This window comes from Flagellimonas marinaquae, assembly GCF_003992675.1.
GTDB classification, from domain to species: Bacteria; Bacteroidota; Bacteroidia; order Flavobacteriales; family Flavobacteriaceae; genus Flagellimonas; species Flagellimonas marinaquae.
On record NZ_RZMZ01000017.1, the window covers coordinates 48,881 to 72,705 of the forward strand.

General features: G+C 42.9%; 23 protein-coding genes. 11 read left to right on the forward strand and 12 right to left on the reverse strand.

Translation table 11 applies throughout. From position 1 onward, the window contains the following. Positions 1-12: 12 nt before the first annotated feature. From EO130_RS15165 to EO130_RS15185, 5 genes are all read left to right on the forward strand, one after another. Positions 13-690, forward strand: a complete 678-nt coding sequence (locus EO130_RS15165) for a TetR/AcrR family transcriptional regulator (RefSeq protein WP_164732950.1) — start codon at positions 13-15, stop codon at positions 688-690. Next, positions 691-2,352, forward strand: coding sequence for a peptidase domain-containing ABC transporter (locus EO130_RS15170; protein WP_127142427.1), 1,662 nt, complete (start codon positions 691-693; stop codon positions 2,350-2,352). A gap of 11 nt (positions 2,353-2,363) precedes the next feature. After that, a complete protein-coding gene (locus tag EO130_RS15175; RefSeq protein ID WP_127142429.1) occupies positions 2,364-3,716 on the forward strand; it encodes an HlyD family secretion protein in 1,353 nt (450 codons plus the stop codon). After that, positions 3,700-5,115, forward strand: coding sequence for a TolC family protein (locus tag EO130_RS15180; protein WP_127142431.1), 1,416 nt, complete (start codon positions 3,700-3,702; stop codon positions 5,113-5,115). The genes EO130_RS15175 and EO130_RS15180 overlap by 17 nt, the downstream gene beginning before the upstream one ends. Positions 5,116-5,196: 81 nt before the next feature. Then, entirely contained in the window at positions 5,197-5,817 is a 621-nt protein-coding gene (locus EO130_RS15185; RefSeq protein ID WP_127142433.1) for a thioredoxin family protein, read from the forward strand. On the opposite strand, the gene EO130_RS15190 is transcribed toward EO130_RS15185, so the two are convergent. From EO130_RS15190 to EO130_RS15210, 5 genes are read right to left on the reverse strand one after another with little or no spacing between them, the layout of a single operon-like run. Then, positions 5,800-6,519 carry an energy transducer TonB family protein gene (locus tag EO130_RS15190; protein WP_127142435.1) on the reverse strand — a complete coding sequence of 240 codons (720 nt, stop codon included), beginning with the start codon at positions 6,517-6,519 and terminating at the stop codon, positions 5,800-5,802. The two genes, EO130_RS15185 and EO130_RS15190, sit on opposite strands and share 18 nt — an antisense overlap. A 48-nt stretch (positions 6,520-6,567) precedes the next feature. Further along, positions 6,568-7,272, reverse strand: coding sequence for a tRNA pseudouridine(55) synthase TruB (gene truB, locus EO130_RS15195; RefSeq protein WP_127142437.1), 705 nt, complete (start codon positions 7,270-7,272; stop codon positions 6,568-6,570). 30 nt (positions 7,273-7,302) lie between these two features. Next, positions 7,303-8,097 carry an undecaprenyl-diphosphate phosphatase gene (locus tag EO130_RS15200; protein WP_127142439.1) on the reverse strand — a complete coding sequence of 265 codons (795 nt, stop codon included), beginning with the start codon at positions 8,095-8,097 and terminating at the stop codon, positions 7,303-7,305. A 1-nt stretch (position 8,098) separates the two neighbouring features. After that, entirely contained in the window at positions 8,099-8,365 is a 267-nt protein-coding gene (locus tag EO130_RS15205) for a DUF3098 domain-containing protein (RefSeq protein WP_127142441.1), read from the reverse strand. A gap of 9 nt (positions 8,366-8,374) precedes the next feature. Then, positions 8,375-9,253 (reverse strand): cell division protein FtsX, encoded by an 879-nt coding sequence (locus tag EO130_RS15210; protein WP_127142443.1) that lies wholly within the window; start codon positions 9,251-9,253, stop codon positions 8,375-8,377. Positions 9,254-9,342: 89 nt separating this feature from the next. On the opposite strand from EO130_RS15210, the gene EO130_RS15215 reads away from it, so the two are divergent. The 3 genes from EO130_RS15215 to EO130_RS15225 all read left to right on the forward strand — a co-directional run bounded on the left by EO130_RS15215 (position 9,343) and on the right by EO130_RS15225 (position 14,625). Then, the gene (locus tag EO130_RS15215; protein ID WP_127142445.1) at positions 9,343-12,438 is read left to right on the forward strand and encodes a leucine--tRNA ligase; all 3,096 of its coding nucleotides are present in this window, start codon (positions 9,343-9,345) and stop codon (positions 12,436-12,438) included. Between the two features lie 287 nt (positions 12,439-12,725). Next, positions 12,726-13,826, forward strand: a complete 1,101-nt coding sequence (gene ald, locus EO130_RS15220; RefSeq protein WP_127142447.1) for an alanine dehydrogenase — start codon at positions 12,726-12,728, stop codon at positions 13,824-13,826. A 97-nt stretch (positions 13,827-13,923) separates the two neighbouring features. Beyond that, positions 13,924-14,625 carry a zinc metallopeptidase gene (locus EO130_RS15225; RefSeq protein ID WP_127142449.1) on the forward strand — a complete coding sequence of 234 codons (702 nt, stop codon included), beginning with the start codon at positions 13,924-13,926 and terminating at the stop codon, positions 14,623-14,625. A gap of 193 nt (positions 14,626-14,818) precedes the next feature. Here the strand turns inward: EO130_RS15225 and EO130_RS15230 are convergent, their stop codons facing one another. The 4 genes from EO130_RS15230 to EO130_RS15245 all read right to left on the reverse strand — a co-directional run bounded on the left by EO130_RS15230 (position 14,819) and on the right by EO130_RS15245 (position 17,709). After that, on the reverse strand, positions 14,819-15,337 hold the full coding sequence (locus EO130_RS15230; RefSeq protein ID WP_127142451.1) for a ferritin: 519 nt from the start codon (positions 15,335-15,337) through the stop codon (positions 14,819-14,821). 116 nt (positions 15,338-15,453) lie between these two features. Then, entirely contained in the window at positions 15,454-15,777 is a 324-nt protein-coding gene (locus EO130_RS15235; protein WP_127142453.1) for a hypothetical protein, read from the reverse strand. A gap of 38 nt (positions 15,778-15,815) precedes the next feature. Then, on the reverse strand, positions 15,816-16,286 hold the full coding sequence (locus EO130_RS15240; RefSeq protein ID WP_127142455.1) for an Lrp/AsnC ligand binding domain-containing protein: 471 nt from the start codon (positions 16,284-16,286) through the stop codon (positions 15,816-15,818). A gap of 49 nt (positions 16,287-16,335) precedes the next feature. Continuing rightward, positions 16,336-17,709, reverse strand: a complete 1,374-nt coding sequence (locus EO130_RS15245; protein WP_127142457.1) for a saccharopine dehydrogenase family protein — start codon at positions 17,707-17,709, stop codon at positions 16,336-16,338. A gap of 78 nt (positions 17,710-17,787) precedes the next feature. On the opposite strand from EO130_RS15245, the gene EO130_RS15250 reads away from it, so the two are divergent. After that, positions 17,788-18,180 carry a DUF423 domain-containing protein gene (locus tag EO130_RS15250; protein WP_127142459.1) on the forward strand — a complete coding sequence of 131 codons (393 nt, stop codon included), beginning with the start codon at positions 17,788-17,790 and terminating at the stop codon, positions 18,178-18,180. 64 nt (positions 18,181-18,244) lie between these two features. Then, positions 18,245-19,861, forward strand: coding sequence for a phosphoenolpyruvate carboxykinase (ATP) (pckA, locus tag EO130_RS15255; protein ID WP_127142461.1), 1,617 nt, complete (start codon positions 18,245-18,247; stop codon positions 19,859-19,861). A gap of 53 nt (positions 19,862-19,914) precedes the next feature. Here the strand turns inward: pckA and EO130_RS15260 are convergent, their stop codons facing one another. Genes EO130_RS15260 through EO130_RS15270 form a run of 3 tightly spaced genes read right to left on the reverse strand, consistent with a single transcriptional unit; the run spans position 19,915 to position 22,976 of the window. Next, positions 19,915-20,658: a uroporphyrinogen-III synthase gene (locus tag EO130_RS15260; RefSeq protein ID WP_127142463.1), complete on the reverse strand. Its 744-nt coding sequence runs from the start codon at positions 20,656-20,658 to the stop codon at positions 19,915-19,917. Between the two features lie 6 nt (positions 20,659-20,664). Further along, positions 20,665-21,321 (reverse strand): DUF4271 domain-containing protein, encoded by a 657-nt coding sequence (locus EO130_RS15265; RefSeq protein ID WP_127142465.1) that lies wholly within the window; start codon positions 21,319-21,321, stop codon positions 20,665-20,667. Beyond that, positions 21,321-22,976: a glycosyltransferase family 39 protein gene (locus EO130_RS15270; RefSeq protein ID WP_127142467.1), complete on the reverse strand. Its 1,656-nt coding sequence runs from the start codon at positions 22,974-22,976 to the stop codon at positions 21,321-21,323. Before EO130_RS15270 ends, EO130_RS15265 begins: the two co-directional genes overlap by 1 nt. Before the next feature lie 119 nt (positions 22,977-23,095). Here EO130_RS15270 and EO130_RS15275 point away from each other — a divergent pair, with 119 nt between their 5' ends. Further along, positions 23,096-23,824, forward strand: coding sequence for a polyprenol monophosphomannose synthase (locus EO130_RS15275; RefSeq protein WP_127142469.1), 729 nt, complete (start codon positions 23,096-23,098; stop codon positions 23,822-23,824). Position 23,825 lies beyond the last annotated feature (1 nt).

Sequence of the window (23,825 nt, forward strand, 5' to 3'; positions counted from 1 at the left end):
AAGTAATGAGCGATGGATGTATTGATGCAGTCCCTGAAGATAGGGGTAAACGAAAAACTTTATATTAAAGATCCCGAGTCTTCTACTTTGGGGAAGAATATTATTGAGCACAGTATCCTATTGATCGATGAATTGGGGTTTGATAGTTTTACGTTCAAGAAATTGGGGGTAAAGATCAACTCGAACGAAAGTTCCATATATCGATATTTTGAAAATAAACATAAACTCTTACTGTACTTGGCCACATGGTATTGGGGCTGGGTTGAATATCGTATGGTATTTTCCACAAACGGGATAGACGACCCAATCAAAAAACTTGAAAAGGCCGTGGAGGTTTTGACACAGAACGTTGAGGAAGACAGCACTATATCGCATGTAAACGAGGTGGTATTGAATAGGATCATTATCAACGAATACTCAAAATCCTATTTGGTAAAAGAGGTAAACCAAGAAGATAAAGACAGCTTTTTTATGGTTTGCAAACGATTGGTGAACCGGCTCAGCGATATGATATCGGCAGTGGATGAAGAGTATCCATACCCCATAAGTTTGGCTAGCAATGTGATGGAGGGGTCTCTACATCAATATTTTTTGAAGGAGCATTTTCCAACGCTCACCAATTGCAACAGTACCATTACCCCGACCGAATTTTTTATAGACCTCATTTTCCGTACTTTAAATAAAAAATAAATGGCAAAACAGATACTTACTTCTTGGCAGCGACTCGTCAACTTGTTAAAATTGGATAAAAAGGATGTGCTTCAAGTCTTTTATTATGCCATTTTTTCAGGATTGGTGGGTTTGTCCCTTCCATTGGGTATCCAAGCGATTATCAATCTGATCCAAGGGGCGCAGGTAAGCACATCATGGATCGTACTTGTAATCTTGGTCACCTTGGGGGTAGCCTTTTCGGGTGTGTTACAGTTGATGCAAATACGCATCATTGAAAACATCCAACAAAAAATATTTACACGGAGTTCGTTTGAGTTTACGTATCGATTCCCCAAAATAAAGATGTCGGAGTTGCGTAATTACTATCCCCCGGAATTGGCCAACCGCTTTTTTGATACGCTCAATATACAAAAGGGGGTTTCTAAACTGTTGGTTGATTTTCCAACCGCGCTACTACAGATAGTTTTTGGGTTGCTTTTGTTGTCACTGTATCACCCTTTCTTTATCGTATATGGTGTTTTGTTATTGGGATTGATATATGTGGTTTTTAAATATACCATATCAAAGGGTCTAGAGACGAGCCTTGCAGAATCCAAACAAAAATATAAGGTCGCCCATTGGATTCAAGAGGTGGCCAGAAGCATAGTAAGTTTTAAACTTTCTGGTAAAACCAGCCATGCACTCCAAAAGAACGACTATTTGGTAAGCGGCTATTTGGAGGCACGGGAAAGCCACTTCCGTATTTTGGTCTTGCAGTTTATTCAAATGATCGGGTTTAAAATTTTGGTGACCGCTGGCTTGCTAATTATCGGGGGCCTCCTGGTCCTGAATCAAGAGATGAACATTGGGCAATTTGTAGCCGCAGAGATTATCATTCTTTTGGTAATCAGTTCCGTGGAGAAACTTATTGTAGGTTTGGAATCTTTCTATGATGTGCTCACCGCATTGGAAAAGTTGGGCCAAGTGGTTGACAAAGAGGTGGAACTAGATCAGAAGGATTTGGAGCTCCTCGAGCAGGACGATTTTAAAATGGACTTGGAAAATATTGTTTACAATGTTCCAAAAACCGACATCAACATCATCAATGGGCTTTCCATGAGCATTGAAAAAAAGGACAGGATATTGATAAAAGGAGCCAATGGGTCTGGAAAATCAACCTTGTTGCACCTTATTTCGGGGCTTATTGAACCCAGTAAAGGCAGTATTTATGTTAATGGTGTGCGGTTAAAGTCTGAGAATTTGAACCATTTTAGGTCTAAAATTGGACAATCCTTAAAACTGGAAACCCCTTTTGAGGGCACACTTAAAGAAAATATCACATTTGGCAATCCGGAAATTACCAAGGAAGACATACTTTGGGTGCTTGATGTCACAGGGCTTACCAAGGTTGTCAAAGAAATGGAGGATGGCCTGGATACAGTCATTTATCCTGAAGGAAAGCAAATCTCATATACCGTAGCCAAAAAGATCGTACTTGCCAGAAGTTTGGTCAAGAAACCTAAACTTTTGGTGCTGCGTGATCCATTGGACCAATTTGATGAAGATGAGACCACGCGTATCATGGACTTTTTGACCGACCCTGCCCAGCCATGGAGCCTGGTGGTCGTGAGTGATGATAAAAATTGGGTAAAAAAATGTGGTCGTATCCTGACCCTTGAAAATGGAAAAATAAAGCAATAACGCTAAACGCCATGTTGAATATTTCTAAATCAGTTTTAAATAGAAAGGTAGACCTTTCCGATTATAAGGCAGTCATAAGGGTATCGCACCGAAGACATTACAAGCATTTCAATCGGTTCCTTGTGGTGTTCGCCGTTATTTTTGTAATCATATTGTTCCTGCCTTGGACCCAGAACGTTTCGGGAAAAGGGTTTTTAACCACCTTAACGCCCGATCAACGACCACAGACCATTCAATCCCCAATACCGGGTCGAATTGAGAAATGGTTTGTTCGCGAAGGCGACTTTGTGGAAAAAGGAGATACGATTTTGCATATTTCTGAAATCAAGAATGAGTATTTTGACCCCAACCTTGTGCAAAGGACCGGGCAGCAGATTAAGGCAAAAGAGATGTCCGTTACTTCGTATCAAGAAAAGGTAAAGGCTCTTAATGCCCAAATAGCCGCACTTACCACGGAGAGGGCCTTGAAGTTGGAACAGGCCCGAAACAAGCTATTACAGGCAAAATTGAAAGTTGAAAGCGATAGCATCGATTTTGAGGCGGCCAAAACAAATATCTTGATAGCGCAAAGACAGTTTGACCGAACCACGCAATTGGAGTCGGAGGGGCTTAAGGCAGTGACGGATGTTGAAGAAAAGCGCTTAAAACTTCAGGAAACACAGGCCAAAATAATTTCGCAGGAAAACAAGCTCTTGGCCAGTAAAAACGAGGTGTTGAACGCCCAAGTGGAAATCACAAGGGTAGAAGCCGAATACGCAGATAAAATATCCAAGGCACGAAGTGATAAATTCACCGCGCAATCCAATCAGTTCGATTCAGAGGCCCAAGTGACCAAACTGGAAAATGAATTTACCAACTATTCGATTCGGAACGACCTTTACTACATTAGGGCGCCCCAAACCGGATTTATAAATAAGGCCATTCAAGGTGGTATCGGGGAAACCTTTAAGGAAGGCGACCGATTGGTAGGCATTATGCCGGCAAAATATGATATGGCAGTGGAAACCTTTGTGGAGCCCATAGATTTACCTTTGATCCATCTTGGGGAAAAAGTACGGATCCAGTTTGATGGATGGCCCGTAATTATTTTTAGCGGATGGCCCAATGTATCCTACGGTACCTACGGCGGGGTTGTCGTTGCGATTGAGACCTTTATCAGCGATAATGGAAAATATAGGATTTTGTTGGCCCCAGATCCTGAAGATCATCCGTGGCCGAAAGACCTTAGAGTGGGATCGGGCGCCAATACGATTGCCTTATTGGAAGATGTCCCTATCTGGTTTGAATTGTGGAGACAGTTGAACGGCTTCCCGCCCAATTATTATCAACCCGAAAACAACAGTGCAAATGCTGCAAAGAAATAGAAGATTACTTTTATTCTGTACCCTCTTTTTCTTTTATATAAGCTTTTCTCACGCCCAACAGGATTCTTTGGTCCTTGGGTTTAAAGAGTATTTGGGCTATGTAAAAAAATACCATCCTGTGGCCAAACAGGCACAACTTACCATTGCCATTGGCCAAGCCAACTTGATGAAGGCACGTGGTGGTTTTGATCCCAAGGTAGAGGTCGATTACGATCGCAAACAATTTAAGGGGACGGAATACTGGGACAAGTTAAATGCAACCTTCAAAATACCTACTTGGTTCGGAATAGAACTTAAGGGAAACTTGGAACAGAATGAGGGTAGTTTCCTCAGCGATGAAGCAACTGTTCCTGACGATGGTCAGTACAGTGCTGGGGTATCCATGTCTGTACTGCAGGGATTTTGGATCAATGAACGCATGGCTACCCTGAGGAAAGCCAAATTCTTTAGAGAGCAGTCCAAGGCAGACCAAGATCTTTTGGTGAACCAGGTACTGTATGATGCAGCCCTTGCCTATTTTGATTGGTTGCGGGCGTATCGTGATGCGCAGGTTTTTGAGGATTTTTTGGAAAATGCCGAAATCAGGTTTCAAGGAGTGAAAAGCAGTGCGCTTGCAGGAGACATTTCCATCATCGATACCGTTGAAGCGAAGATTGCAGTGGAAAATAGGGCGTTGAGTTTGGAACAGGCCAACGTGAAGTTGATGAAAAGATCTTTGGAACTATCCAACTTTCTATGGATAGAGGATGTTCCCGTTGAGCTACAGGACAATATTATGCCAAATTTGGAGGTGGAAGGTGAGATAGATACCACTCTGGAGATTCTGGGCAAACCCTTGGATAGTTTTACCTTAGAAAATCATCCTAAAATACGTTCCCTCGATTTCAAAATCGATGGACTTGTCGTAGACCGACGACTGAAAGCCAATAAGTTGCTGCCGAAACTGGATGTGGAATATAACTTTATCACCGAGACACCCGAACTGATGAATTCCTTGATTACAGACAATTATAAGGGAGGGCTCACCTTTAGTGTACCCTTGTTTCTACGAAAAGAAAGAGGGGACTTAAAATTGGCCAAATTTAAATTAAGGGACGCTGAATTTGAACGCGATAATGCCCAAGTCGAAATCCAGAACAAGGTAATTGCCATTTATCGTGAGTTGGACTCCTATATTACCCAAAATACCCTAATAGCCAATATCGTGAGGGATTATGGTACCTTGCTTCAGGCGGAGGAACGAAAGTTCAGTTTTGGGGAGAGCTCACTCTTTTTGATCAACTCAAGGGAAAGCAAGCTTATTGATGCCTATTTGAAACAGAACGAGATGCAAAACAAATTCTACTACACCAAGGCAATGCTGTTCAAGAGCTTGGCCATTAATCCAGAGGCATTGTAAGGATTCCATTTCAAAACCAACCAATGACAAAAGTCACCAAATAGGTGGCAGGCCATGGTTACCTTTGAAAAAACAATTTTTATGGAAGTATTGGAGAACGATAAATTGGAGTTGGTTCAGGATTTCATCCCTAAGGCAATGGATTATCCCACATACCGCAAACTCGTAAGCGAGTTGGCAAAAAGGGGCAAGTCAACTGGTCCAGACCAGTCCGAAGCAATGATCAATTACACGAAATTGAGCGACCGTAGAATGGTTCGCTGGGAGAAAACGTTCAAGATTTCTGAAGAGATTCAAAAAAAGTTGGCCGCTCTGGAAAAGGACCTAACGTTCGTGGTACTTACCGAAAGCTGGTGTGGAGATGCTGCTGCAAGCATGCCGATACTCCAAAAAATAGCGGAATCATCGGCCAAAATAGACTTAAAAGTGGTGTTGAGGGATGAAAGCTTGGAGTTGATGGATGCTTTTTTGACCAATGGTGCCCGTTCCATTCCCAAAGTGATTGTTTTGGATAACTCCAATCAGGAAATTGTTGGTGAATGGGGGCCAAGACCAAGCCTTGCAACCAAAATGGTAGAGGATTATAAAAAAGAACACGGTAAACTTACCGATGAGTTCAAACAGGAACTGCAGCTTTGGTACAATAAAAGCAAAGGGCAAAATATTCTAGAGGATATCCTACAGTTACTTGCTTTGGAATAGATAGGTAATGGTTCCGATCTGTGCTGCTTTGGAATCGGGGCTAAAACGTGCCTTAAGGGCGTAAGCAATGGCGTTATCTACCAAACAGCCGTTGTCCGTTCCCGAACTTTTATCATTAAAACTTGCTTCGGTAACGTAACCATTGTTATCCACGGTAATGTTTACCACCACCTTGCCACCTTCAATACACGTATAAATAGGGGGGGGTAGGTAATAGGCATTGCGCTCCACCAATGAGTATGAAATGGAGGTACGTCTATCTTTCAAATAATTGGTAAATTCTTCTTTTTGGGCATCCCGTTCTCCGAGCTTTTGTTTTTTCTCGTCCCGTTGCGCCTTTAATTGCTTGAGTTGTTCCTCGAATCCCGAGTTGTCGGCATATTCCCCCGTTTCACTGCTTAAGGCTCTTTCTTCCATAAGCTCTTCCAGGGTTTTTAACGGTTCTGGGTTCCCAACACTTGGCTTTGCGGTTTCATTGAGTGCCATGTGGCTTTTGATGGGGTCGTTTGCGGCCTGCATCTCCTCAAGTCGTTGTTCCTCTTCTTCAAGGAGCTTTTCGATATCCTCGTCGGCCAAGCTCATTTCAATCACATATTCATCCTCTTGCATACCTCCCAAGTGTATGTTGAAAAGCAACAAAACCACTATGGACATAGCGAAGAAAGTGATCAAAAGTGATAACTGGCTCTTGTTAAGGTTCATGGTCTAACTATAACCGCTTTTTTAGTAAATTATTTTATCCCAACCTCTCTAGGTTGAGGTGTTTACCCCTAATTCCTCCCTGAACGTATGGGGTGTTGTAGCATTATTTACGTTGAAATCCCCTATTTTGGTTCTTCGGAGTTCGGATAAGTAAGCCCCTGAACCAAGTGCCTTTCCAAAATCATGGGCCAATGAACGTATATAGGTTCCTTTGCTGCACACTACCCTAAAATCAACTTCGGGGCGTGCAATTCGAGTGATTTCAAACTCCAAAATCTCAATTTTTCGTGATTTTATCTCCACTTGCTTTCCTTCACGTGCCAGTTCGTACAAACGTTTCCCATCCTTTTTTAGGGCTGAAAAGATGGGCGGTACTTGTTCAATTTCGCCCAAAAATTGTTTGGTGGCTTCGTTGATAGCATCATCTGTGATATGTTCTGTGGGAAAGGTTTGGTTAACCTCGGTTTCCATATCGTAGGAAGGCGTAGTGGCGCCCAAAGTGAAGGTTCCTGTGTACTCTTTCACTTGTCCTTGAAGCTCGGGGATTTTTTTGGTGAATTTACCGGTGCATATAATCAATAAGCCCGTGGCTAAGGGGTCTAGGGTTCCGGCATGGCCAATTTTTATCTTTTTGAGGCCAAATTTTTTACGGATGGCCCACTTAAGGGCATTTACCGCTTGGAACGAGCTCCATTCCAATGGTTTGTCGATCAATAAAATCTGACCCTCTAAAAAATCTTCTTTGGTGTTCAAAAACTTGGGGTTTGGGGCAAATATACTCATCTATCCCCAAATACTCCACGCAAGAGCGATGAGGCCCACAACCAAACAGTAGATGGCAAAATAGGTTAGCTTGCTTTGGCGCACCAGTTTGATCATCCAGGTGCAGGCAGCCAATCCAGCGATAAAGGCAGCAACAAATCCAGCACCCATGGCCACAGCTTGGTCACCATGAAAGGATATTTCCCCGCCCATCAAGTCCTTGGCCACTTTGCCCAAAATCAATGGAACTACCATCAGAAAAGAGAATCGGGCCGATTTGGTCTTGTCAACCCCTAAGAGAACCGCAGCTGAAATAGTGGCACCACTTCTGGAAATCCCGGGAAGTATGGCTACAGCTTGCGCCATCCCGATGGCAAATGCGCTGCGAAAGGATACGTTTTTATCGGTAGTCTTGGCCAAGTCAGCCAGATACAATAAAAACGCGGTAATGATCAACATGATGCCTACGATAACAATAGCACCATCAAAAAACACCTCGATAAAATCATTTAAAAAAAGACCCACCAAGGCAGCGGGAATCATGGATATGATAATTTTTAAGGAAAACTGTGTTTCATCGTTCCATTTGAATTGAAATAGCCCCTTGAAGATGTCAAAAACATCCTTACGGAATACTACCAAAGTACTCAAGGCAGTGGCAAAGTGAAGGATCACGGTGAACAACAAACTTTCTTCAGGAACGGCCTGAGCACCCAAAATGGCTTTCCCCAATTCTAAATGACCGCTGGAGGAAACAGGCAAAAATTCGGTCAATCCTTGAATGATTCCAAGGATGATGGCATCTATCAGTTCCAAATTATTCCTCTTTTTTCTTGTTAGGATTCAACAAAATAGCGTATACCTGAATACCAAGTCCAATTAAGATCAGGGTTGGCGCAAGGCGTATCCGTCTAAAATTGTAGATCTCGGGATTGAATACCTCTGGGTCATCACTTCCCCCACCGCTCATCAAAATATACCCGAGGGCAATAAAGGCGATTCCGATAAAGAGAAACAAGTAGTTCTTTCGTTGGAAAACAAATTCCTTTGTGGGTTTTTGACCGTTTTTGTTTTTCTTGCTCATGTCGCAAAGTTAATAATAAAGATCGTCCGTCCTCAGATTTAAAAAACGTTGGGTGGCAAAATGCGTACTGGCCCAAGAAATGATTACTCCCAAACCGAAAACGCCAACAAACAAAAGTATAAGGACGATGTAATCCTGTAACAAATTCAGTTCGGGAAAATTTTTGTCGATGTAGTACACCAAAACGCCCAATCCGATTAGGGCAACTAGGGCACCTGCCATGCCCAGCTTAATGTTGGTCCAAATAAAGGGCCTGCGGATAAAAGTCTTGGTAGCCCCCACCATTTGCATAGTTTTGATGATAAACCTTTTGGAATAGATGGACAAACGGATGGAGCTATTGATGAGCAACACGGCAATTAGGGTGAATACGGCACTGGCCACCAAAATCCAAAGACTTATTTTCCGGGCATTGTTGTTCAATAATGAAATCAAGGGCTTGTCATAACTCACTTCATCCACATAGGCCTTTTCGGAAATCTCAGCAGCAATCTCATCAATTTGTTCGGGCGACACGAAGTCTGCTTTAAGGTTGACGTCGATGGAATTTTTAAGGGGATTGTACCCCAAAAACTCCACAAAGTTTTCTCCAATATCCTCGCTATACTGTTCTGCCGCATCTTCCTTGGAAATGTATTCGGCCGATTTGGTATACTCGGCAAGGGCCAGACTTTTTTGCAATTGGTCAATTTCCACGGGTTTGGCACTGTCCTTCAAGAATACCGATATGGTGATTTGCTCCTTAAAATGGTCGGCCAACTTTTTGGTATTGAGCACCAAAAGACCCAAGACACCTAAAAGAAACAGGACCAGGGCAATGCTCAAAGCCACGGAAAAGTAGGAGGAAATCAGTTTTCTACGCTGATATCGTTCAATATATTGGCTCATATAGTAGAATCAGTATGTAAAAATAGAAAAGTAAATTGTATTTAGGGGATTAAACCTATTTTTGCACACGAAATTGAACAAGATTAACAATGAATTACGATTTCCGCGAGATTGAGGCCAAATGGCAGAAGTATTGGGCAGAAAACGAAACGTTTAAGACATCCAACGATTCCGAAAAACCGAAATTTTATGCATTGTCGATGTTTCCGTATCCCTCTGGGGCAGGGTTGCACGTAGGGCACCCGCTAGGGTACATCGCAACGGACATCTATTCACGCTATAAACGGCACAAAGGGTTTAATGTGCTGCATCCCATGGGGTACGATTCCTTTGGGTTGCCCGCAGAGCAGTATGCCATCCAAACGGGTCAACACCCTGCCATCACTACGGAAAACAACATCAACAGATACCGTGAGCAGTTGGATCAGCTCGGTTTCTCTTTTGATTGGAGCCGCGAAGTACGTACCTCCAACCCACAATATTATAAATGGACGCAATGGATCTTTATCCAATTGTTCAATGCGTGGTACAACAAGAAATCCGATAAAGCGGAAAGCATTGATAGTTTGATTTCCATTTTTGAAAAAGAGGGAAATAGCAATGTCGAAGCCGCTTGTGATGATGACACTCCAAGTTTTGATGCAGCGATCTGGAATGGCTATTCCGATAAGGAAAAGCAAGAAATCCTTTTAAAATATAGATTGACCTATTTGGCGGATACCGAAGTGAACTGGTGTCCCGCTTTGGGAACCGTTTTGGCGAACGATGAAATCGTGAACGGAGTTTCCGAGCGCGGTGGACATCCTGTGATCCGCAAAAAAATGACTCAATGGAGTATGCGCATCACCGCTTACGCACAGCGTTTGTTGGACGGATTGGACAAAATTGATTGGCCGCAACCTTTAAAGGATTCCCAGACCAACTGGATCGGACGTTCCGTTGGGGCTTCGGTTACTTTTAATGTATTGGACGCTGAGCGTAGTCGAAGCGACCAAGATGGGATTTCGGGCGACGATGTCACTTCGAGCGCAGTCGAGAAGCCTTACGAGGATGTGATTTCGACTCCGCTCAATCACCCATATCAAATCGAAGTTTTCACCACCCGTCCCGACACCATTTTCGGTGTAAGTTTTATGACTTTGGCCCCAGAGCACGAGTTGGTGGCCAAAATCACTACGCCAGAACAAAAAGCTGAGGTGGATGCTTACGTGGAAGCTACGGCAAAACGTTCCGAGCGTGACCGTATGGCCGATGTAAAAACCATTTCGGGGGTGTTCACGGGAGCCTATGCAGAGCATCCGTTTACCAAAGAGCCCATTCCCATTTGGATTGGAGACTACGTATTGGCTAGCTATGGAACAGGAGCGGTTATGGCCGTACCCTGTGGCGACCAACGTGATTACGATTTTGCCAAACATTACAACATCCCTATTCCCAACATTTTTGAAGGGGTCGATATTTCCGAAGAGGCGTTTGCCGACAAGGAAACAACTGTTATTGCCAATTCTGATTTTCTAAACGGATTGCCGTATAAAAAGGCGATGAAGAAAATCATTGCGGAGTTGGAACGAATCGGACATGGCAAAGGCAAAGTGAATTATCGTTTGCGCGATGCCGTATTTAGCCGCCAGCGGTATTGGGGAGAACCCTTCCCTGTGTATTATGTGGATGGTATGCCGCAGATGATCGATGTGGAGCATTTACCTTTGGAACTACCTGAAGTGGAAAAATACCTCCCCACCGAAACGGGCGAACCACCATTGGGCAACGCTACGGAATGGGCCTGGGACACGAAGAACAATAAAGTAGTTTCCAATGACCTTGTCACCCTGAGCGCAGTCGAAGGGTCGGACAAGGGGGATGAGATGCTGAATCAAGTTCAGCATGACGGTATTTATCCATTGGAATTGAACACCATGCCCGGTTGGGCGGGAAGTTCCCAATACTTTAATAGGTATATGGATCCACGGAACGATGACGCTATTTTCTCTCCCGAAGCCATCAATTATTGGCAAGATGTGGACTTGTATATCGGAGGTAGCGAGCACGCTACGGGCCACTTGTTGTATTCCCGTTTTTGGCAGAAGTTTATGTTTGATATGGGTTATGTGCCCAAAGACGAATTTGCCAAAAAGTTGATCAACCAGGGGATGATTACGGGGACGAGTGCATTTGTGTATCGTTGGACAAAAAAGTATAACGGGAATGCGGTATTTATTTCAAAAGGGATAATTGAAAAAGCTGTAAAGGAGAAAGGTTTTCTTTATGATTATTCAAGTGTATTGGATAAGATGTTTTCTGATTTAAAATCAAAGGATGGGGGAAGGAAGATTGCTGAAACATCTTGGAAGCATTTCGATGCAATTCACGCAGATGTTTCTTTGGTCAATGCATCGGATGAATTGGATGTGGAAGCTTTCAAAAAATGGCAACCAGAATATAAGGATGCCGAGTTCATTCTGGAAGATGGAAAATATATTGTAGGCCGCGAAATCGAAAAAATGTCCAAATCCAAATACAATGTCGTCAACCCCGATGCCATTTGTGAGGAGTACGGGGCAGATTCGTTGCGTTTGTACGAAATGTTCTTGGGTCCCTTAGAGCAATCCAAACCTTGGAACACGGCTGGTATCACCGGAGTGCATTCCTTCCTTAAAAAACTTTGGAAGTTGTATGCACCATATACAAATTGGTCGCTGAGCGAAGCCGAAGCGGAACCCACCGCCGAAAATCTAAAAACCTTGCACAAGACCATCAAAAAAGTGGAAGAGGATATCGAGAACTTCTCGTTCAACACTTCGGTGTCTACCTTTATGATTTGTGTCAATGAATTGACGGCCCAAAAATGTACCAGCAAGGCCATTTTGGAGCCATTGGCCATTTTGGTGTCGCCCTACGCGCCCCACATTGCCGAGGAGCTTTGGAGTCGTTTGGGTCATTCAGAATCCATTGCCGAAGCACCATTCCCTACATTTGAGGAGAAGTACCTGGTGGAAAGCAGCAAGGAATATCCGATATCCTTCAATGGAAAGATGCGTTTTAAATTGGAACTGCCCCTAGATATGGGCAAGGATGAGATTGAAGCGGCGGTTTTGGCCCACGAAAAAACGAAGGAGCAGTTACAGGGCAGGGAACCCAAGAAAGTCATCGTGGTGCCTGGCAAGATCGTAAATATCGTAGGATAGTCTTAAAATAGGATTATTAGAAGAATTATTCAAGAACTTTATAGTAATACCCGCTAAAAAGCATGCCCAACGGGCATGCTTTTTTGTTATTACGCACATACACCCCTTAAAAATTAGAGGTATTATCTTTAAAAATGATTAAAAAATAATTTAACCCTATAAAAATTAGGGTATAAATGTTAAAATATGATGTTTTTGACATGACACCCCTGTTTTTTGTCGAGTATTTGTGTTTTTATTTAATTTTTTTATCCAACTTTGGCCCATCAACCATTAAAAACAACATTATGACTGTTGGGATACCTAAAGAAATCAAAAACAACGAAAGCCGGGTCGGCATGACGCCTGCCGGGGTCTTTGAATTGGTCAAGAACAACCACACCGTTTATGTGCAATCGGGTGCAGGTGAGGGAAGTGGATTTTTTAATCAGGATTACCAACAGGCAGGGGCCACTATTTTGGATACCATTGGTCAGGTGTATGCCATGAGCGATATGATCGTAAAGGTGAAAGAGCCCATTGCGGAGGAGTACCATTTGATTCAGGAAGGACAAATTGTGTTTACCTACTTTCATTTTGCTTCCAGCGAGGCTTTGACCAAGGCTATGATCAGGAGTAAATCCATCTGCATTGCCTACGAAACCGTGGAAGATGAAGATGGCACTTTGCCTCTGTTGACCCCGATGTCCGAAGTGGCCGGTAGAATGGCCATACAACAGGGAGCCAAATATTTGGAGAAGCCTGTAAAAGGTAAAGGTGTGCTTTTGGGTGGTGTTCCAGGGGTGTCACCAGGGAGAGTTTTAGTCCTTGGAGCAGGTACGGTTGGCATTCAGGCTGCTAAAATGGCAGCAGGATTAGGGGCGCAGGTCACGATTTTGGATGTGAACATGAAACGTCTCAGATATGTAAACGATATCATGCCAAGCCATGTCATCACAGGTTTTTCCAACGAATTCAATATCAGGAAATATATCAAAACACACGACTTGATCATTGGTGGAGTCCTGTTGAAAGGAGCAAAAGCACCCAACTTAATTACTAGGGACATGCTCAAGGACATGCATCCGGGAACTGTTATAGTGGATGTAGCAGTCGATCAAGGAGGATGTGTGGAAACCACCAAACCAACGACCCATGAGGACCCCATTTATATTATAGATGACGTTGTTCATTACTGTGTAGCCAATATGCCAGGGGCAGTGCCTTATACTTCTACTGTTGCCTTGACGAATGTAACACTGCCCTATGTGCTAAAATTGGCAAACTTGGGATGGCGTAGTGCGTGCAAATTGGACAAGTCATTAGAAAAGGGATTGAACGTAGTTGAGGGTGAAGTGGTTTACAAGGAAATTGCCGAAACTTTTAAGCTAGAACCAGTATTGGTTTAAAACACTAACATTTTGACAGTAAAAGTGCCCTGCCATTATTTGGCGGGGTTTTTGCTTTTATGTGGTATATTTATATTGAAGTAAAAGATTTAAGACTATGATGACATATTATATATTGATTGGTGGAATTGCCCTGATCAGCTGGATGGTGAGCAACCGATTGAAGAGTAAGTTCAAAAAATATTCAAAGGTTCATTTGCGAAATGGGATGAGCGGGGCCGAGATTGCCCAGAAAATGCTCGATGACCATGGTATTCGGGATGTAAAAGTGATTTCTACTCCCGGAATGCTAACGGACCATTACAATCCGAAAAACAAGACTGTAAACTTGAGTGAAGGCGTATACAACCAACGGAATGCATCTGCAGCTGCAGTGGCCGCACACGAATGTGGACACGCAGTACAGCATGCGCAAGCCTACGAATGGTTGACCATGCGCTCCAAATTGGTTCCCGTGGTAAGCGTTACCTCCGGTATGTCCACATGGGTCGTGTTTGGGGGCATTATGTTGATGGCCGCCACGGGTGTGGCAGGTGGTATCGGTTTTTATATTGCCGTGGCCGGATTGATTATGATGGGTTTCGCCACCTTGTTCAGCTTTGTGACCCTTCCCGTGGAATATGATGCGAGTAAAAGGGCTTTGGTATGGCTCAAGCAAAAGAATATGGTAACCCAAGAAGAATATTCAGGTGCGGAAGATGCCCTAAAATGGGCGGCAAGAACTTATGTGGTTGCTGCTTTGGGTGCATTGGCCTCCTTGTTGTACTGGGCCGTTCAGGTCTTCGGTGGAAGGGATTAACAGCAAAATGATATCAAATAAAAAGGGGCCAAGCGGCCCCTTTATTAATTGTGCTTGTTTAAAGTTGTCATTCTGAATTCATTTCAGAATCTCATCAAACATATAATGAAATGACCATGAGAACCTGAAACAAGTTCAGGTTGACGAAAAATACGTTTCTGCTGATCTATCAAGGAATTGTAATTGGATTCATTTACTCAATCCAATTGGCAACTTGGTTATCGATCATTTGAAGTCCTACACCTTCGGTGCCGGTCACTTCGATCATATCCAAAATATCCCTGATGGTGTTTTCTTCTTCTACCTGCTCCATTACAAACCAGTCCAAGAAGCGTTCTGTGGCAAAATCACCAATCTCCCTAGCTTTTTTCACAATATTGTGAATGGATTTGGTCACCTTAACCTCATGCTCCAGCGTAGACTCAAAAACGTCCACAATGGAAGAATAATCGTGATTGATGCCCGTAACCTCTGGAGAGATCGGATTACCGCCGGTATCCACCAAAAAGTTAAAAATTTTCATCATGTGCTCCCGCTCTTCTTCCGCTTGTTTAAAGAAAAACTTGGCACTAGTGAAAAAACCGTTTTGTTCACACCAAGAGGCCATGGCCAAATAGGTTGCCGAGGCGTGGGCCTCCATTTTTATCTGTCCGTTGAGCAAATCCATGGATTCCACTTTAATGCTCATACTTTGTCTTGCTATATCTTTCATAGGTACTTTTTAATCGAATTATATCTATAAAGGTACCGAATTTTAAGGGGTTTAAAAAATGGGGGCCCAGTTTAAAGGCGGTTTAAGACTTATTAAAAATAAATGGATTTCCTGGGTTAGGAAAAGGTCACTTCAGGAACTTCGGCGGAGAGCCCAAGGGATATAAAACTGTGCGATACGAGTTTCTTTAAATCCAATACCTCCAAAGTGTTCAGGATGAAGAGGTGCTCCTTGTTGCAAAGCATCAACACTTCAAATCCATGGGCGTTGAAGTCGCTATCAAAATGGTTTTCAATATCGATGTTCATCACCTTATGGCGAAGCGAAAGTAGCTGGCAGAGGGACATACGGACTATTTTCTGACCAAAGTCAAGATAAAAACAGCGTTGGTCCGCAGCTTGGTAGAGGGTGTAATATGTAGATTGAAATATTACATTCATGGGACAAATGTAATGCTTATTTAGATTTAATACAAATATCAGATACGTATTTGACGATCGATTTGTTGGTCCAAAGAGATGAAGGTCTCTGTTCTGGAAACCCCTTCGATTTGCTGTATTTTTTTATTGAGGACCTGCATTAGATGTTCGTTGTCCTGACACAATACTTTAATGAGGATGGACCAGTTTCCCGTGGTATAGTGGCACTCCAAAACCTCTGGAATTTCCTTGAGTTGCTTTACTGCTCTTGGATTGGTCATTGCCTTGTCCAGATAAATGCCAATATAGGCCATGGTGGAGTAGCCCAATACTTTGGGATTGATGACAAACTTGGACCCAGCGATAAGTCCCGAGCTTTCCAATTTGCGAAGCCGCTGGTGAATGGCCGCCCCCGAAATCCCGATGTTCCTTGCAATCTCCAAAATGGGCTTTCGCGCATCTTCCATGAGGTATCTTAGGATTTTCTTGTCAATACCATCTATTTTTACCGAATTGTTATTGCTTTTCACAATATGGATGTTGATTTGTAGTCAAAGGTATAGAAAAACTTTCAGTTGACTATCCAGCAACTGAATCGGGATTATAACCCAAATAGGGTTTTTCATACTCCTTAAAGCTGATACCGTAGTTTTTCAACTCTTTTAAAATAGGTTCGTAAACCTCCTTCAAGATGGGTATTTGTACCCCTGGGGTTTTTATTTTTCCATTAAGTATAAGTAGCGTGGCCATGGCTACAGGTAATCCGACCGTTTTGGACATGGCAGTGTAGGCCCTGTTCTCCCCAATGACTACCATGTTGGCATCTATCTGCTTCTTTTTGCCGTTCAGTTCGTAGCCGAATTTGTGATACATCACGATCATATCCTTTTCATCCTCTTTTAAGGTCCAGCTATCCTCTAAAATGAATTGGAGCATCTGTGCGGGTGAGGCATTTTTTAAAGGTATTTTTTTGGAAGGATTGAAGAGGTCTAGCTCCAATAGCTTGCCCCACATAATGTCGTCTTGGTCAATTTTAAGATAATGCCGCATTTTAAGTTCCACGGAGTCGGTAGGGGAATAGGGCAAAAAGAGGTTGACGAATTCACGGTATGACATTCCTTCGGAATTTTCTATCGTGTAGCTGTCATCCGTCATGCCCAAGATGACAAACATTTGCCACGCTTTGGAAAAACCAACGCGCCTCATGGTGCCCCGAAATAGGGTCAATGCATCCTGCAGGCCATAAGCTTCACGATATTTTAGCGAATCACGGTTGGCATAGGCCTCGAAAGTGCCGTATCCTTCAATATCCATGAATTCGGTCCGTCTAAAGAGTTTTTGGTATGGGATATATTTGTAGGTGCCCTCTTGAATAAACTTGGCTGCGCCTCCTTGGCCTGCCAAGACTACGTTCCGTGGATTCCACGTAAATTTGTAATGCCAAAGATTGGTGTCGCTTTGAGGAGCTACCAGTCCACCGGTAAAGGATTCGAACAATAGCATTTTTCCCTCTGCATCACGGATTCGGTCAATGACTTCCATCGCACTCATGTGGTCGATGCCGGGATCAAGGCCGATTTCGTTCATAAAAACAAGTCCTTTTTTCTTGACATCCTCGTCCAGTGCCCTCAATTGATCGCTGACATAGGAAGCGGTAATAAAATGCTTTTCAAACTCCAGGCAATCGTGAGCCACATTGATGTGCAAACTGGCAGGGAGCATGGAAACCACAATGGAGGCCTCGGAAACCGCTTTTTTTCTTTCTGTTTCGTTAAAGATATCAAGTTGGAAAACCGTGCAGTTGGGGTGCGAAGCAAATTTATTGGGGATGTTCTCGGGGCGAAGATCCCCTATCTTAAGGTGTATCTGTTCTTCTTCTGATTTTTCGAGGAGATAATCTAAGAGGTAAGAGGTTGATTTGCCTGCTCCAACAACTAAAATAGTACGGACCATGTGTTTTGTTTACTTTTGATATTCGGGACACTAAGGTATTAAAATGTTATATCTCTAAAAAAATAGCATGTTAAAGTTATGAACAGAACAATTTTGTTGACAGGAACTTTATTGGGTATGTTGGCCATTGGTTTAGGTGCTTTCGGTGCCCACGGATTGGAAAAATTGGTAGATTCGGAAGCCATTGACACTTTTGAAACAGGAGTGAAGTATCAAATGTACCACGCGCTATTTTTACTTTTTTTGGGAATGTGGGACGGCCTTTCCGTTAAGCCAAAAAAGTACATCTATGGACTGGTTGTGGCAGGCGTGGTGCTGTTCTCCTTTTCGATTTACCTATTGGCATTGAACAGTTTAACCCCTTTTGACTTTAAAATCATTGGCTTTTTAACACCAATAGGAGGGGTTTTGCTGATCTTCGGTTGGATTTCTTTGGGATATCACATTTTAACCAATAAAACACTCAATTAAGCAAGATTTAAAAGGACGAAAAGCTATTATTTTCTAGTTTTGTACCAACATAAAAATCTAAACTATGAAGGATTCCACTTCAATCACGAAAACGATTTCGTTACACTCCTATGGAATAACCCATGACAATGTGAATTACCAACTATCGCCAGATGAATTGCACAACATTACCATTGAAAAGGGGATGGGCCAAGAAGCCTCCTCTGGGGCTTTGGCGGTGAACACCGGAGAATTTACAGGTAGGTCGCCCATGGATCGTTTCATTGTGAAAGATGATATTACTTCTGATAAGGTTTGGTGGGGAAACATCAACATCCCTTTTGAGAGCGATAGGTTCGACCAACTGTACGACAAGGTCATCGCTTACCTCAATACCAAAGAATTGTATGTTCGGGATTCCTACGCATGTGCCGATGCGGATTATAAGCTGAATATCCGAGTGATCAACGAATATCCGTGGTCCAATATGTTTGCCTACAATATGTTCCTGCGTCCCACGGAGGAAGAGTTGGAGGATTTTGATCCTGAATGGACCGTAGTGAATGCACCGGGTTTTATGGCCAATCCGGAAGAAGATGGAACCCGTCAACATAATTTTGCAATTTTAAATTTTAGCCGAAAAATAGCATTGATCGGTGGAACAGGCTACACTGGAGAGATCAAGAAAGGCATTTTTTCAGCCTTGAACTTTATTCTGCCCGTTTATAAAAACACCTTGCCCATGCACTGTTCGGCCAATGTGGGCGAATCGGGAGATACCGCGATTTTTTTCGGTCTATCAGGAACAGGAAAAACCACCTTGTCCACAGACCCCGATAGAAGATTGATTGGGGACGATGAGCATGGCTGGACACCTGACAATACGGTTTTCAATTTTGAAGGTGGCTGCTACGCCAAGGTCATCGACCTTTCCCAAAAGAAGGAACCCGAGATTTATGGAGCCATCAAAAAAGGTGCTATTCTGGAAAATGTGGTCATGGACGATGATGGGGTGGTCGATTTCTCGGATACCTCCATCACACAAAATACTAGGGTGAGCTATCCCATCCACCATATTGAAAACATACAGTGGCCCTCTATTGGGAAGAACGTGAAAAATATTTTCTTTCTAACAGCGGATGCCTTCGGAGTGCTGCCCCCTATTTCCAAGTTGACCCCGGCCCAGGCGGCTTATCACTTTATTTCGGGATATACGGCAAAGGTAGCCGGTACGGAAGCGGGTGTTGTGGAGCCACAACCTTCCTTCTCGGCCTGTTTTGGTGCTCCTTTTATGCCTTTGCATCCTGCGAAATATGCCGAAATGCTGAGCAAGAAGATGAAGGAGTCAGGGGTTGATGTATGGTTGGTCAATACGGGTTGGACCGGAGGTCCTTACGGTGTGGGCACCCGAATGAAGCTCAAGTACACGCGCGCCATGATCAGTGCTGCCCTCAGCGGAGAACTAGGTCTGTACAATTATGAGAAATACCACATCCATTCCGTGTTTGGGGTGGCACAGCCAAGGGAGTGTCCAGGCGTACCTACCCAAGTGCTCAGCCCAAGGGCAACATGGAACAATGATGAAGCCTATTACAAAACGGCCTTTAAGTTGACCAATGCTTTTAGGGAGAACTTCAAAAAATTTGAAGCGTACGCAAGTGAGGAAATCAGGCGGGGCGGACCGCAGCGATATGCCTTTTAAAAAACAAAGCCCCGTTTTTACGGGGCTTTTCTTTTCATTTTTTGTACTGTACACTATTTGTTTACACTGGTAATGTACTTCTGGAGAGCCATGGTCATGGAGGGAGTTTCTGGCGTAGGTGCCTGAATATCTATCCGAAGACCTGCATTAGTGGCCGCTTTAACCGTACTATTGCCAAAAACGGCAATTCTAGTATCGTTCTGTTCAAAATCGGGGAAGTTCTTCATAAGGGATTCGATTCCTGAGGGACTAAAGAATACCAAAATGTCATAGTACACATTTCTTAGGTCCGACAGGTCGCTGATCACCGTTTTGTAGAATATACCACGGGTCCAATTTACGCCAACCTCGTCCAACAATTCGGGAACGATGGGTTTTAGGGAATCGGAAGAAGGTAACAGGAACTTTTCGTCTTTATACTTCTTGATCAAGGGAATAAGCTCGTTGAACGTTCTTTGCCCTACATAAATCTTTCTTTTTCTGTACACCACATATTTTTGCAAGTAGTAGGCAACGGCCTCTGACTGACAAAAATATTTCATGGAATCCGGAACTTTGAAGCGCATTTCCTCGGCAATCCTAAAAAAGTGATCCACGGAGTTTCTGCTCGTTAGGATGATCGCCGTAAAGTTGTTCAAGTCGATTTTCTGCTGTCTCACATTTTTGGCCTCAACGCCTTCAACGTGTATGAAAGGTCTAAAATCTACTTTTACTTTCTCTTTTTCAATTAATCTTGAATAGGGTGAGTTTTCGACTTTGGGTTCTGGTTGGGAAACCAAAATTGTTTTTACTTTCATAAGTTTTCAACCTTTAAAATAGCTTCCAATTAACACCAAGGGCGCAATTTCGAGTGCGCAAAGGTACAAAATAAAATACACAAAATACGTGAGGAGTGCTTTTTGATGGTTCTTCAGCAGCTTTGTAATACCAATGCCATTTATCAATAAAATCAGGGCCAAAGCCACATATATGGTTGTTTTTGAATGGGAGGTAATATAAATCAATAAAATGTTGGCAACTGCGATAACGATGCTGCTATAATTGAGGTAAGAAATTTTGCTGAAGACCAAACTTCCAAAAAGTCCTGAGTTGTTGAAAACAAATCCCGTGAACAACTGCACAAGGAATTTGAGAAGTTCAAACAAGGCCAAAAAGCCAAGAACGATCAAGTAGGAAGTTAAGGTATTATCGAGTGGAGCTAAATCGAAGGTTTGCAAAACCAAGAAAAAGAACAGGGATAGGTTGATCAGTTGGAACAGGGTCAACAACAAATGAAACCAATGGGAAAACTGTCCCTTTTTATTATGAAGCAGAATGTACTTATCGTTGAACGGGAGAATGATAAAATTGAGGAATTTTTTGTGGAAAAGGTATTTGCCGAGTGCCAAAACAACCAGCCCCGTAAAAATTGTAAGTGTCATCCAGTCCATGGAGACGATGGTTTTTTCAATAGGCTCCATTATTCAAGCTTAATAGGTTTGCCATTGAGACCAGCAGGAAGGTTGTTCTCCGAAATCCCAACCCTAAAATACGACGGATTTTCCATGGACGACAAGGGCAGCTCAAAAGTATAGTGGAGCGTATCCTTGGATTTGAGGAGCGCCATTTGAGGTTCGAGACTATTTATCTTTAATGGTAATCTTTGTTTCACCTGCTTATGTTCGTTGGAGTAGGAAATGGTATACTTCAATTGCTCCAAGGGTATATCAAATGGATAGGGGTTGTAGACTTTTAAGGTATACCCAATGCCAGCATTTGATTTTTCCACGATGCATTCCAACCTTCGGTACGATTGAAAATTATTGATGAAATTACCATGAAAAACAGTACTGTCCAGCTGCATGTAACTCACCTCACCTTTTTTTAGGTATTTGGAAACATAGAGTACCTTTTTGCCCCTTACGCGCTCTTCCGAACCATCAATGGAATATTGGTTTTTTCGGTACATAAAATTGTTAAGGGAAATGGCAGGTACATCGGCATAAAATTCATACATGGAAGCGCGCCTGTAGGAGTTCTCAAAAACAATCGGCACGCCACCGGATTTGGTCTTGAGTTCACTGGTCCATTCCTTGTTGCCATGGGTTTCAAAATACATGGGAAACAAGGGATAATATACCATCCATGCCCGGGCATACATCAACAGCACCAAACTCACCAAACCTACACGGTACATCCATTTTCGGCTTTTGGCATGCGTCAATAGATGATTGAAGGCAATAATGGCCAACGGTATGGAAATGACAATGGCCCATTGTGCCTGCACCCTACGGTTGAAGCTGGAGATGAAGAAGAAAATCAAAACCCCATAAATCAAATACACCAACGCTTTTGAAAACTTGTCCGTAGCCCTAAACTTGAACAAGGCCCCATATACCCAATAGAATAAAAGACCGATAATGACGATAATATTCAAAAAATAGCCCAAAGTAAACTCGTCAAAAGAATAGGGTTGATTGGGACGTTCATACAAATGAAAGGTGATGGACACAAAATCGTTTTGATAGAGCCATACAAAGTGTGGAAGATAACACACCAAGGCAATCCCTACCGCCAACCATGCTTTTTTGTTGAAGACCAGTTTGTAATTGGACAGCAGCACAAAAAAGATGACCAGCACCGCATGGTACTTACTATACATGAGCGCGGCCATGACCACGCCCAACCATAGTGCCGTGATAGTATTTTCACTGGCCAAAAAACGTTGGTACAACCAAAGGAACAGTGCGGTAAAAAACAAAAGGGATGTATCCGGCAGGGTTAAGAACCCATACGCGTTCATTAACGTAAAGGAGAACACCAGAAGAAAAAAATGGATGACATATTGCTTCTTTTTGGGGTTGTCCACCATCAACCAGAGCAAAACATAAGTACCTGCCGATAGGATGCAACTCATCAACCGTACTCCCAACTCGCCATCAAACAGTAGACTACTTATTTTAATCAGAAAAGCGACCATGGAAGGATGGTCAAAATACCCCCAAGCCAGATTTTGGGCATAGTACCAATAATAGGCTTCATCATAAATAAGTTCCGTCACAGAGGCCTGAACCAAGTTGAGAACAAAAAGAACCGTTAAGCATAGATAAAAAAGTCTGGGAAACTTTTGTGACATTCACCTGAGTTTTAAGCGGCAAAGTTACAAATATTGGGTTTGTCCCAAACAAGCATGTGAACTGGAACTTGCGTGGGCAAAATAGAAAACCGTATTTTTGAACTTCTAATCTAATGCGAATGGCAGACGGCTTGGTCATTATACCCACATTCAACGAAATTGAAAACATCGAGGCCATTGTAAGAACGGTTTTCGACCTTAAAAAAGATTTTCATGTACTTGTGGTGGATGATAATTCTCCTGATGGTACTGCGGATTCCGTTCGCAAACTACAATCAGAGTTTCCAGATCAACTTTTTCTGGAAGTGCGCAAGGAAAAATCAGGATTGGGCACTGCCTATATCCACGGATTTAAATGGGCCTTGGCTAAAGGGTATGAGTACATTTTTGAGATGGATGCCGATTTTTCGCATCGCCCTGCCGACCTCTCAAGACTGCACCGTGCTTGTTTGAACGGAGCTGATGTAGCCGTAGGATCTCGATATAAAAAAGGAGTAAACGTAGTCAACTGGCCCTTGGCCCGTATTTTGCTCTCTTACGGGGCCTCGTTCTACGTAAAATTGATCACCGGAATGAAAGTCCATGATCCCACTGCGGGATTTGTTTGTTACCGACGGAAGGTTTTGGAGACCATCAATTTGGACCGTGTGAGGTTTATCGGATATGCCTTTCAGATAGAAATGAAGTACAGGGCCTACCTTAAAAAATTCAAGATTGAAGAAGTTTCGATTATTTTTACGGATCGGGTGAACGGAAAGTCAAAAATGAACTCTGCCATTATTCGTGAAGCCGTTTTTGGTGTCATCGCCATGAAATTCAGAAGTATTTTTTTTAAAAAGAACTTTTAGT